This window comes from Aequorivita marisscotiae (genome assembly GCF_029814825.1).
GTDB classification, from domain to species: Bacteria; Bacteroidota; Bacteroidia; order Flavobacteriales; family Flavobacteriaceae; genus Aequorivita; species Aequorivita marisscotiae.
The window spans coordinates 2264841-2277196 of the sequence record NZ_CP122379.1 but is presented as its reverse complement, the minus strand read 5'-3'; the positions used below and the strand labels follow the sequence as shown (position 1 = coordinate 2277196).

Genomic DNA, 12356 nt, shown 5'->3' with positions numbered 1-12356 from the left:
ATTAATTTGTGTTGTTATTTATGGGGAAAGTAATGGTAAACTTACTGCCATTACCCTCTTCGCTTTCAAAATCTATAGTGCCACCAAGACTCTCCAAATGGCTTTTCACTATATTTAAACCTATACCGGTACCCTGATTGAGCAAGGCGTTTTCGGCACGGAAATACCTGTTAAAGATATGTTTTTGCTCCTTAGCGGGAATACCCATTCCTTCATCTAATACATCAATACTCAACGAAGTGTTATTAGGCCGCACAACCACATCAATCTTTGTAAATTCTGGCGAATACTTTATGGCATTGTTAATTAAATTGGTCAACGCCAGTTCTAAGATTTTCTCATCAAAATTTACCGTAATATCATCAATATTATTCGGATAATTTATTCGTTGGCCATCCTTTAAAAGCATATTCGAATTGTAAATTACCTCATTCACTACCTTGCTTAACGGAAAGGTATCAAATTTATAAGTGGCTTTCCCGGATTCCAAACGTTCAATAGAAAGAAAATCATTGAGAATATTATTTAAGTATTTTACTTTGCTTTGAATGGTTTTTAAATGCTTATCGCGCTTATCCTGTTGCGCGGTTTCGGTGTATTTACCCGCCAAGGTGGCCGATGTGAGAATTCCGCTTAAAGGTGTTTTAAACTCGTGCGACACCAACGATAAAAACTTTGTTTTTAGCTCGTTAAGCTCGCGTTCCTTTCGCAGCGATTCCTTTATCTTGTGTTCTGCCTCCTGCCGTTTGGTTACCTCCTCCTCTAGCTCTAAAATGGTTTGTTTTAGCTCTTTGGTGCGCGCGTCAATTTTATGTTCCAACTGCGAGTTAAGCTCTATAATTTGCAACTCTTGGTTTTTCCTAACCGTAATGTCTGTTACCAACGCCATTACGTATTTGCTGTTGTAAATTTCAAAAGGGTTTAAGCCCGCCTCTACCGGAAAGGTACTTCCGTCCTTCCGTTTTCCATACAGATCGCGCCCATGCCCCATTTGCCGCGGATCGCTCTTTTCCATAAACTCATCCACTTGATGGTGGTGGTTTCGATGATATTTTTGAGGAATTAAAACATTGAGGTTTTGCCCCAAAAGTTCACCAGGCTCATAGCCAAACATTTGGTCTGCTGCTTCGTTTGAAGTAACAATTTCCTGCTTTTCGTTTACAATTACAATCCCTTCTGAAATAGATTCAGAAAGAATTTTAAAAATATTGTCCTTTTTTTCTTCAAACACCTTCATCCCCCAAAAGTAACGAATTTAAACAGTTTTATTGAACTGATTTTTATCATAAAAATTCCAAAGAAAACAATATAAATTTACATCCTTAAAAATTATAACGTTATGGAAAATACAAATAAGCCCCAATTGCTTTTTTACCAAAAAATGGGCGAACTTTTTTATGCAATTGCGGCTGCCGATAATGTAGTGCGAAAGACTGAATACGATACTTTAAAAAATATAGTTGCCGAAAAATGGAAAAACCTCGACGAATACGAAGACCCTTTTCATACCGATGCAGCCTACCAAATTGAAATTGTTTTTGATTGGTTTGATTACGAACAGCTAGACGCCAACGATTGTTTTGAGAGTTTTGCAGATTACAAAAAAGAAAACCCAAACCTTTTTACCGCTGAAAGAAAAAAACTTATTTGGGAAACCGCAGATGCCATTGCCAGTTCCTTTGCAGGTAAAAACAAAAGCGAAGTGGTCATGCTCGCAAAACTAAAGATGCTGCTGAGCCAGTAATTCAAAAAAAAACCTGTCACTTTTCGGCATAAACAAAGGTTTGTGTATTTTTAAACGATAAATCCGATTGAAATGAAAAACCTACTGCCCGTAATCTTTATCCTTTTATTTTTTGGTTGTAAAGACGATCGCAAAAACGAAGAAATTAAAGTAGATCCGCTAAACGTCCAGGAAGAAATTGTTGACTCCCTAAAGCTTTCAAATGAAAATTTAGAGAAACAACAAAAAACCCTTATCTTAAAACGAACAGAATTACTCGAGAAAAAGGATTCAAAAGCAGAACTGGAAAACTTACTTATTTCCAAGTCGTTTTTAAAGGAGAATAACGACTATACCCTAGATTTTAAATACCCCTATCTCAACGAAAAAATTAAACCGCAATTCGAGGTCTTTAACGAATATATCGCCACTAAATTTCTAGATGCCAAAGGGATAGAACAACAAATTTTAGAAGAACAACGACTGTGCGATTCCCTCGGAATTCCACGCCAAAACGAAAAGCGTTTCGTAGATTATAAAATTTACAATCTCAACGACCGACTCATTAGCGTGCTGTTTTATAAAGAAAACCACTACACCGGTGCCGCACACGCCTCCTATACGTTTCAATGTTTAAATTTCGATTTGGAGCGTGCCGTTTTTATGAATTTTGAAGACTTTTTTAATGACGGGACCGAAGAAGAAGTTCGTGAAATTTTAAACTCCCTTTTAAAGGAAAAAATTAATTCGGGCGAATTGTATTACGATTGTTGGGCAATTTCCACAGACGATTTCTTTAACGCCAAAAACAATTTTGTAGTAAACGATTCAGTGGTAGAATTTTACTTTGACGACTGCGTTATTTGCCCCTCCTACACCGGAACCTATTCCATTCAAATTCCTTTGGAAATGCTAATGCCCGTACTACGGAAATTCAAAAAAAACCCATTACTAGGCTAACACCCAAACCCACAACCCACAACCCACAACCCACAACAGACAACAGACAACCCACAACAGCCAACCCACAACAGACAACCGACAACCCACAACAGACAACCGAAAACAGACAACCGAAAACAGACAACCCACAACCGAAAACAGACAACCGACAATGAAAAGCAATTTTAAAAACATAATCAATTCCGAAACCCCTGTACTAGTCGATTTTTTTGCCGATTGGTGCGGTCCCTGCAAAATGCTCGCTCCTATCTTAAAACAAGTAAAAGACGAATTGGGCGACGAAGTAAAAATTGTAAAGATAGACGTCGATAAAAATCAACCTTTGGCTGCGCAATACCAAGTTCGCGGTGTTCCCACCATGATTCTCTTTAAAAACGGCAAACAACTGTGGCGCCAAAGCGGTGTGCTCCAGAAAAATGAATTGGTGACCATCATAAACCAACACAAAAATTAATGGACCTAAGCCGCTACATAGACCATACCCTTTTAAAAGCCACCGCCCTGCCGGAGCACATCGTTCAACTTTGCGATGAAGCCAAATTGTATAATTTTTATGCGGTCTGTGTAAACAGCGGTTACGTTGCATTAGCCGCCGACCAATTAAAAAATACCGATGTTAAAATTGCTTCGGTAGTGGGATTTCCATTAGGCGCAATGAGCCAGCACGCTAAAATTTGCGAAGCATCACAAGCTGTAAACAACGGCGCCGACGAAATTGATATGGTCCTAAACATAGGGTTGCTTAAAGCCCAATTGTACTCCCAAGTGCAGGACGAAATTGCCGCGGTAAAAGAAGCTATTGGTAGCCGCACCTTAAAAGTTATTCTTGAAACTTGCTATTTAACTGAAGCCGAAATACGCCAGGCATGCCAGCTTTGTAAAAATGCCAAGGCCCATTATGTAAAAACCTCAACCGGTTTTGGCACGGGCGGAGCTTCCGAAAAAGTGGTTAAAATAATGGTTGAAGAAGTGGGCGACAGTTTAAAAATTAAAGCCTCTGGCGGAATTCGGGATTTCGAAACCGCAAAAGCATATATTAATTTGGGAGTGAGCAGAATTGGAACTTCTTCAGGAATTGAAATAGTTACCTCCACAAAAAACAATACAGATGAGCACTCATATTGAAGCCAAAGCAGGCGAAATTGCCGAATCGGTTTTACTGCCCGGCGACCCCTTGCGCGCCAAATGGATAGCAGAAACCTTTCTCGAAAATGCCAAATGCTATAACGATGTACGCGGTATGTTGGGCTATACTGGAACTTTTCAGGGAAAACCAATTTCAGTGCAAGGCACGGGCATGGGCATTCCTTCAGCTTTAATTTACTGCCACGAACTTATAAACGATTACGGCGTAAAAAATTTAATTCGCGTGGGTTCCGCGGGCAGCTATCAAAAAAATATAAACCTTCGTGATATTGTAATTGCCATGGCGGCATCGTCTAATTCTGGCATTAACAACACCCGTTTTATCAATAGCGACTACTCGCCTACTGCCGATTTCGATTTGTTTATGAAAGCGGCTTACTATGCTAAGGAAAACAACATTCCAATAAAAGCTGGCAATGTATTATCGAGCGATCAGTTTTACGAAGACGATTTCAATAATTATAAAAAGTGGGCCGATTTTGGAGTGCTTTGCGTAGAGATGGAAGCCGCCGGCCTCTATACCATTGCCGCCAAATTTAAGGTGAAGGCATTGGCCATTTTAACCATCTCCGACTCCTTGGTTACTGGCGAAACAACTACCGCCGAAGAGCGCGAAGGCAGTTTTTCAAAGATGGTAGAGATTGCACTGAATACTGTTTTATAATATTTAATTATTTAAAAAATGGAGAATGGCTTTCAGATTCAACTGCCCAAAAACCATTTTCTACAAAAATTAGTCGACTACTACTTTTTTATAGATATTCCTGTTTCCCAATTAGTAATGAAAGAGGAGTATGTACTTCCCTTTCCACGCTTAACATTTGGTTATTTTTTCGAACACCCATTTTCGGTAACGAATCATTCAAAAAATAAATCGCAAACTGCGGAAATGATCATTTCGCGAATTTCAACAGATAAAATTTCGGTTGCGCCATTGACCGATCGCGTGAAAATACTGGGTGCGCACGTAAAACCCTTTACCTTGGCCTATCTCACGAATAAAAATGTTTCCGAATTGCCTTGGATTATAAATACGAAGGAATTATTTGGAAAGAAAGCCGAATCATTCCAGAAAAAAATTGATACCTGCGGCTCAACCAAAGAAATGTTTACCGAGGTGGAAAAAATCTTCCAAAATACGGTTTTAGCGAAAGATCTCTCGCAAATTGAAATCGTAATGGAAACAATTGAAGCCACAAGAGGAAGTGTGTCAATTTCGTTTCTCGCCGATACGGTTGGCGTTACTAGCAGAACGCTTCGGAATTATTTCTATAAATACATCGGCTGTTCTCCGAAAGACTATTTACAATTGGTAAAATTAAAGCAGTCTGTCTTCCAAATGAAGAACGATCCTTCCTCGCTAACTTCACTTTCCTACGATCAAAATTTTGCCGATCAAGCATATTTTTCCAACACCATTAAAAACCTTACCGACCAAAGTCCCAAAAAGATTCGCGAAAACCTGCCCGATTTCCGATTCCTACAATTTTAAGAGCATGAAACTACATAGTTTTGTTTGTGAAATTGAAAAGAAATGAAACATAAGCAACTTATAAAAATCCATATTGCAACAACTGTTATTGCGGCACTGACCATTGCGAATTTCTTCACCTTTTCACTAATTGCTGAAATTATCGGCGATGCAGATTTTATCAAACAAGTGAAAACGGTTATTCTGTATTGTCTTCCCGTTTTAATAATTGCGATGCCCTTGCTCGCACTTTCCGGTAAAAGATTGGCCGGGAAATCCATAAACCCTCTTGTTCTCCAAAAGCAAAAACGAATGAAATTTGTTGCGATTAACGGTTTATTATTGATTTCACTCGCCATTTATCTTTACTATCACGCCAATTTTAAAACTATTGACACCACGTTTTTCACCGTTCAAGGTATTGAGTTACTGCTCGGGGCCGTTAATTTGAGTTTGATAGGGCTGAATATACGAGCTGGCTTGAGACTTTCGTATAAAAAATTTAAATAAAAAAGCAGGAATCCAAAGTTGAAAACCTGCTTTTTGTTGTTAATTGATGTCGATAGCAATTAACTAAACCTTAAAGGTCATTACCGGTAAATCTGAATGGTTTACTACATCCTCGCCAATACTTCCCGAGAAGAAATGCGCCAAACCTTGACGGCCTTGCGTGGGCAAAGCTATAATATCTGCTCCGGTAAGCTGGCTAAAGGCAAATATTCCCGCCTCCACCGAATAGTCGTTATATTGAACTACACTATTTAAACTCTCCAGCGGGTTAGGATCTTTGGCGTCATTCATAAAAGTTAAGATGCGCTTTTCAATCTCCCGTGTATTTCGGAAATCTCCCGCAAGATTTATATACAATGGCTGCATTTTAATTCCTAAAATCTCAAACATCCGCTTCGCCTTCTTATAGGGCTCAATGGAGTTCGGTAAAAAATCGCAGGCAAAAACACCAAGTTGCGGATTAAAATCTGTTGCCTGATGCTTGATGACCAAAACAGGAATTTCAGAAGTACGAACCACTTTTTCTGTATTTGAACCTACAAAAACCTCGCGAAACCCAGTAGTTCCGTGCGAACCCATAACAATTAAATCTACTTCCATTTCCTTAGCAACATCGTTTATTTCGCTAAAAATGGTGTAGTTATGCACGGTGTCTGTTACCGTAATTCCTTTTAGGTAATCTTTATCCAAAAATTCGGCAAACCGAGTTTCTGCCAAACGCATATAATACATTGCCTCAAAAACTTCCTTCGATTGGTTGCGAGTTACAACCGCATCAGACAAGCCCATCATGTGCAGCGCGACGATTTCGGCATTTTGCTTTTTAGCAATTGCAGCCGCCACCTCCATTGCGTGTTCAGAATGTTTCGAAAAATCTACGGGAACTAATATTTTTTTCATGATTTTTACTTTTAGTGCGTGGCAAATTTTGCCTTGCGTTTTTTAAGTTGTTTTTCCAGATCCGAAATAGTTTCCTTCGCCGCAGCTTCAAAAGAGGATTCCTTAGAAGTTGCAAAAATTTTAGGCCCGGGCAAACTCAGTTCAATCTCGCATATATTGCCTTTACCATATACATTATTCTCCATTTTAAAACTTACATCGGCTCGTATTAACCACTCGTATTTTTCGGCAATTTTCTGCAGTTTTTGTTCTACATATTCGTTCATGGCCTCGCTTGTGGGCATTTTTACATATTGGATGTTTACAGTCATAACTAATCTAAATTGGTTTATATTTTCAAATATACCTCTTATTCATGGGTTTTATAATGACCGTTGTCATAATTGATTATTTTGAATTGTTGTTCGTTGTTAATCGAATTGGGCATTTTGATTTTTTTTAAATGAATGGCGCATTTATAAAACGTTCCAAATCAATTTCAGAAGCTAAAAAAAATTCCACAAAATGTTGCATATGTGGAATTTTCTTAAAATCGTTTTATAAAAAAATCTATTATGCACAACAGCTCTCCCCATCGTCTTTTACGCCAAGTTTTTTAAGTATTTTCTCCATCAAACACCACCGTGTAAGTGACGATTGTAGCAAGTTAATACCTACAAAACCCGTGAACCATAACCAGTTAATATTTACATAAACCGCTAGCAAAAGACTAATTAAAATAAAAGTCCCGGCAATTGCCCTGATATATCTGTTAATCATATTATTGTATTTTAAATGTTTAATATTTAATTCCTTATGTCCGTTCGAGCGCAGTCGAGAACTCTTTAAGCGTCTGTGCTTAAACGCTCCGTTCTATAGGCACCACCACCGCGTGAATCGGGTTGTTGGTTTCCAAACTTTCATTAAACTGAATCACCAAACTAAAAAACACATCAATCTTTTTATCCTCGGTAAAGGAAAAAAACAAACTGCTGTCCGCCCCACTCTTTTGTGAGGGAAACCAATTGGCGTTCATCATAAACGACGATGCATTTTTATAACCTTCAATATCAGAACCGCTGTAGCTCTCAATATTCGCTTGTTTAAATAGTTGCAGCACCTCCTTCTGAAATTCATCAACAACCGTTACAATTAATAGTTTCATCAGATTAGTATTATTAATTAGTATTTATTTTCAGTCAAACCAATTTTTCTCAAATCTCAAATCTCAAATCTCACATCTCACATCTCACGTCTCAAATCTCACGTCTCAAATCTCACCCCTCACCTCTACTCTCAATCATATAATAAACCAACGGCACCACAAGCAGCGTTAATACGGTAGAAACAATTGTTCCACCCATAAGCGAAATGGCTAAACCTTGAAAAATTGGATCAAATAATATTACGAAAGCACCAATAACCACCGTTCCCGCGGTTAATAAAATTGGGGTTGTCCGTACGGCACCGGCTTCAATTACGGCCTGTTTTAACGGAATGCCCTCTGCGGTTCGCAGGTTTACAAAATCGATTAACAATACCGAGTTTCGCACCATAATTCCCGCCAAGGCAATCATCCCAATAAAGGAAGTTGCGGTAAAAAATGCTCCCATTATCCAATGGCCCAGTACAATTCCTATTAATGAAAGTGGAATAGCCACCATCATCACCACCGGAGCCTTAAAGTTTTGAAACCACCCAACAATTAAAATGTAAATAATGATGATGACCCCCAAAAAGGCAATCCCCAAATCGCGGAAAACCTCGAGGGTAATCTGCCATTCTCCATCCCATTTTACGGTGAAATCGTCTTCGTGTTCGGGCTGTTGCAAATACAATTCGTTCATTTTATATCCCGCCGGCAGATCGATAGTATTCAACTTATCGGTCATTCCTAAAATAGCATATACCGGACTTTCCAATTCCCCAGCCATATCTGCAAGTACATACACAACGCGTTTTTGATTTTTGCGATAAATGCTTTTTGCCCGAGTGCTTTCTTCCACAGTTACCAAATCGCCCACAGAAACCATATTGCCCTGTTTTGATGCAATCTTCAATTGTGATATATCCTGAATTGTAGATTTTTCCTTTTCGGCCAAAGCCAAAACAATTCCTACCTGTTCGGTAGCGTTTTCGGCATATAGATTGGTTACGGGTCTGTTTGAAAGCGCCATATTCATTGTATATACAATTTGCTGTGGCGCCACACCATAACGCATGGCCTTTTCTTTATCAATAACAAATTGATACTCTTTTTGGTTCGCTTCCACCATCCAATCTACATCTACCACATCTTGGGTTTCATTTAAAATGTTTTCAACTTGTTCGGCAACTGCAATCTGCTTGTCATAATCGGGGCCGTAAATTTCCGCTACGATAGTTGAAAGCACTGGCGGCCCAGGTGGAACTTCAACAATTTTTATATTGGCGCCAAATTTTGCACCAATTTCCTGAATCTTTGGCCGCAATAGTTTGGCAACATCGTGACTCTGTAATTTTCTATCGTCCTTCTTTACCAAATTCACTTGTATGTCTGCCATATTGCTACCGCCCCGCAGATCGTAATGGCGCACTAAGCCGTTAAAGGTAATCGGGGCCGAGGTGCCCACATAATTTTGGTAATTAACCACCAATGGCTGTTGCGATAAATATTGCCCAATTTCCTTGGCTACCACCGCAGTACGTTCCAGAGTAGTACCTTCGGGCATATCGATCACAACCTGCATTTCGTTTTTATTGTCAAAAGGAAGCATTTTCACGGCAACCGATTTGGTAAAAAACATCAAAACCGAACCCAATAGCATCACCACGGTAATCCCCAAAAACAACCAACGCGTTCTTTTGTTTTCAATCAAAGGCGTTTCCAACTTCGAATAAATTTTAAATATAAGGCTGCTCTCTAAAGATTTTTCTTCCTTTGGCGCTTTTCCCTTCCCACCTCGGCGGGCAGGTTTCTCCCTTTCACGAAGAAATATATATCCCAAATAAGGCGTAATCGTTAGTGCCACAAACAACGAAAGTATCATCGCAATGGAAGCCCCGATTGGCATAGGCGACATATACGGCCCCATCAACCCAGAAACGAAGGCCATCGGCAAGACGGAAGCGATTACCGTAAAAGTTGCCAAAATGGTGGGGTTACCCACTTCGTTAATTGCGTAAATAGCGGCCTGTTTAAACGGCAAGCGTTTCATCTTAAAATGGCGATGCATATTTTCGGCTATGATAATGGAGTCGTCAACCACAATTCCGGTTACAAATACCAAGGCGAAAAGCGTAATTCTGTTTAGCGTATAATCCAGTAAATAGTAACTTAAAAGGGTCAGCGCAAAGGTGATTGGTACTGAGAGAAAAACCACCAAACCACCACGCCAGCCCATAGCCAACATTACCACCAAAGTTACCGCAATAATGGCGCCCATAAGGTGCATTAACAGCTCCGAGACTTTTTGGGAAGCTGTTTCGCCATAGTTTCGCGTTATTTCAACGTGCACGTCATCGGGAATTAAAGTGCTTCGCAAATGATTTACCTTGTCTATAATTACATCGGCAATTTTCATGGCGTCGGCCCCCTTTCGCTTTGCTACCGAAATGGTAACCGCAGGATATTCCGAAGGGTATTTTGAAACATTTTCACTAGCTCCCCCAAAACCAAAAGACACGTACTTACTCGCTATTTCAGGTCCGTCAAATATATTGGCAACCTGCTTTAAATAAATGGGTTGGTTTTGCTGTACGCCCACCACTAAGTTTTCAACATCGGTAACCGATTTAAGGAAATTTCCGGTAGTGACCAGAAACTCAGTATCGTTTTTATCAAAACTACCCGAACTCATTTGCTGGTTGCTTGCCTTGATCATTTCGGCAACGCCTAAAAAGTCCAAACCACTTGCAGCTAATTTATCTTTGTCCAAAACCACCCGTAACTGCCTGTTTCTCCCCCCTATTTTTTGGGTAGCCGAAACATCGTTTACTTCCTCAATTTCCTGGGTGAGTTCGTCTGCAATTTGTTTTAGTTGAAAGTCGTCGTACGTTTCACTCCAAAGCGTAACCCCCAACATAGGCACATCATCAATGGCACGGGGTTTTACAAGCGGCATGGTAACCCCCGGAGGCATTTGGTCCATATGCTTGTTCATTTCGTTATAGAGCTTTACAAACGAACGCTCAATATCTTCGCCCACATAAAACTGGACGATTACCATTGCCCCTTCTTTTGAAGAAGTTGAATACACATACTCCACCCCGGGAATATTGGAAACCAATTTTTCCAAAGGTTTTACCACCCTAGATTCTACCTCGGTTGGCGAGGCGCCCGGATAGCCCACAAAGATGTCGGCCATGGCCACATCAATTTGCGGTTCTTCCTCACGCGGTATTAAAAACGAACTGTAAACGCCAACGACCATAAACACAATCATCAACAATACGGTAAGTTTGGAATCTATAAATAACTTGGCAATTTTGCCTGCTAATCCGTCCTTCATGATTATTGTTTAATGGTTAGTTTCGCCCCGTTATAGAGTTTTCCTTCGGCATCAATAATATAGTTTTCGTCTGCCGCCAAACCTGACAACACTTCTACCTGATCGCCATAACTACGGCCAACCCTTACCCAACGAAGAATAGCGGTATTGCTTTGGCTTACCGTGTAAATACCGGTGAGTTGTCCGCGTTTTACCAAAGCGTCTTCCGGGACTAGAACCAAACTTACATCGGTAGATTTCTCCACAGGAAACTGCACCGTCGCGTACATACCCGAAAGTATATTAGCCTCAGTCTCGGCCAATGCTATCTTTACCAAATATTGTCCGCCGGTATTTTTAGCCGAAGTACTTACTTCGGTTACCGTTCCGGGCACTACCTTATCCATCGATTTTACGATTACTTGTACTTCGGTACCGGATTTTATTTTTGAGATTTCACTTTCAGGCACGGAAGCGGTTACTTCAAAATTGCCTGGACCTTCCACCGAAATTAAAGGAACACCGGGATTTGCCATATCGCCAGCATCAATAAATTTATTGGTAACTACCCCGTTAAAAGGCGCCCGTAGATTTACATAAGCAAACTGCGATTGTACTTCGTTTTTCATCTGCTTTGCGCCTTCCAGTCTGGCCTTTGCCATTTCGTAACGCGCGCGTTGATCATCCAATTCCTTTTGGCTTGCACTATTATCCGCAAAGAGATTTTGAAAGCGTTGATAATCTTTTTCGGCATTGTTAAAAGCAGCTTGCGCTTCCGTAATTCCGGCGTTGGTCTGCGCTTGTTTTGCTGAAAGGTCTGAATTGTTGATACTTACCAATAACTGTCCATTTGTAACTTTTTCACCCACATTTACATGTACTTTATCCACAAAGCCCATCATTCGCGTACTAAGGGTGGCACTGTTTGCGGCTTCTATTTTTCCGCTGGCGGTTAAAAATGGCGTATTGTTTTCTGCAGCTACGGAACTCACCGTTACTGGAACAGCAGGGGAATTGTCAATTTTCTTTTCTTCCGAAGAATTGCCGCAGCTAGAAAGGCCCAATACCCCTAAAAAAAACAAACTTGTATATACTAATTTCATATTTATATCTTTTAAATCTTGTTCAATTTCAATTTCATTTCCGATTTCGATTTCGATTTCGATTTCGATTTCATTTTCGATTTCATTTTCGT

At 40.0% G+C, this 12356-nt stretch carries 14 protein-coding genes; 7 read left to right on the top strand and 7 right to left on the bottom strand.

The genetic code is table 11. The annotated features are described in order from the left end of the window. Position 1 precedes the first annotated feature (1 nt). Positions 2-1237, bottom strand: coding sequence for a PAS domain-containing sensor histidine kinase (locus QCQ61_RS10215; protein WP_279447548.1), 1236 nt, complete (start codon positions 1235-1237; stop codon positions 2-4). 102 nt (positions 1238-1339) lie between these two features. On the opposite strand from QCQ61_RS10215, the gene QCQ61_RS10210 reads away from it, so the two are divergent. The 7 genes from QCQ61_RS10210 (at position 1340) to QCQ61_RS10180 (ending at position 5813) form a co-directional block, all read left to right on the top strand. After that, on the top strand, positions 1340-1744 hold the full coding sequence (locus tag QCQ61_RS10210) for a hypothetical protein (protein WP_279447547.1): 405 nt from the start codon (positions 1340-1342) through the stop codon (positions 1742-1744). A 72-nt stretch (positions 1745-1816) separates the two neighbouring features. Continuing rightward, complete coding sequence (locus QCQ61_RS10205) at positions 1817-2683, top strand: RsiV family protein (RefSeq protein WP_279447546.1); 867 nt, start codon at positions 1817-1819, stop codon at positions 2681-2683. Between the two features lie 154 nt (positions 2684-2837). Further along, entirely contained in the window at positions 2838-3140 is a 303-nt protein-coding gene (trxA, locus tag QCQ61_RS10200) for a thioredoxin (protein ID WP_279447545.1), read from the top strand. Then, the gene (gene deoC / locus QCQ61_RS10195; protein ID WP_279447544.1) at positions 3140-3811 is read left to right on the top strand and encodes a deoxyribose-phosphate aldolase; all 672 of its coding nucleotides are present in this window, start codon (positions 3140-3142) and stop codon (positions 3809-3811) included. The genes trxA and deoC overlap by 1 nt, the downstream gene beginning before the upstream one ends. After that, a complete protein-coding gene (gene deoD / locus QCQ61_RS10190) occupies positions 3795-4496 on the top strand; it encodes a purine-nucleoside phosphorylase (RefSeq protein ID WP_279447543.1) in 702 nt (233 codons plus the stop codon). The genes deoC and deoD overlap by 17 nt, the downstream gene beginning before the upstream one ends. A gap of 18 nt (positions 4497-4514) precedes the next feature. Then, positions 4515-5324, top strand: coding sequence for a helix-turn-helix domain-containing protein (locus tag QCQ61_RS10185; RefSeq protein ID WP_279447542.1), 810 nt, complete (start codon positions 4515-4517; stop codon positions 5322-5324). Between the two features lie 42 nt (positions 5325-5366). Beyond that, entirely contained in the window at positions 5367-5813 is a 447-nt protein-coding gene (locus tag QCQ61_RS10180) for a hypothetical protein (RefSeq protein WP_279447541.1), read from the top strand. A 63-nt stretch (positions 5814-5876) separates the two neighbouring features. On the opposite strand, the gene QCQ61_RS10175 is transcribed toward QCQ61_RS10180, so the two are convergent. The 6 genes from QCQ61_RS10175 to QCQ61_RS10150 form a co-directional block, all read right to left on the bottom strand. Continuing rightward, positions 5877-6713, bottom strand: coding sequence for a universal stress protein (locus QCQ61_RS10175; RefSeq protein ID WP_279447540.1), 837 nt, complete (start codon positions 6711-6713; stop codon positions 5877-5879). An 11-nt stretch (positions 6714-6724) separates the two neighbouring features. Beyond that, a complete protein-coding gene (gene hpf, locus QCQ61_RS10170; protein ID WP_279447539.1) occupies positions 6725-7024 on the bottom strand; it encodes a ribosome hibernation-promoting factor, HPF/YfiA family in 300 nt (99 codons plus the stop codon). 241 nt (positions 7025-7265) lie between these two features. Then, positions 7266-7472: a YgaP family membrane protein gene (locus tag QCQ61_RS10165; RefSeq protein WP_279447538.1), complete on the bottom strand. Its 207-nt coding sequence runs from the start codon at positions 7470-7472 to the stop codon at positions 7266-7268. Between the two features lie 79 nt (positions 7473-7551). Next, the gene (locus tag QCQ61_RS10160) at positions 7552-7857 is read right to left on the bottom strand and encodes a hypothetical protein (RefSeq protein WP_279447537.1); all 306 of its coding nucleotides are present in this window, start codon (positions 7855-7857) and stop codon (positions 7552-7554) included. 112 nt (positions 7858-7969) lie between these two features. Then, positions 7970-11182 (bottom strand): efflux RND transporter permease subunit, encoded by a 3213-nt coding sequence (locus QCQ61_RS10155; RefSeq protein WP_279447536.1) that lies wholly within the window; start codon positions 11180-11182, stop codon positions 7970-7972. Between the two features lie 2 nt (positions 11183-11184). Further along, positions 11185-12264 carry an efflux RND transporter periplasmic adaptor subunit gene (locus QCQ61_RS10150; RefSeq protein ID WP_279447535.1) on the bottom strand — a complete coding sequence of 360 codons (1080 nt, stop codon included), beginning with the start codon at positions 12262-12264 and terminating at the stop codon, positions 11185-11187. Between the last annotated feature and the right edge of the window lie 92 nt (positions 12265-12356).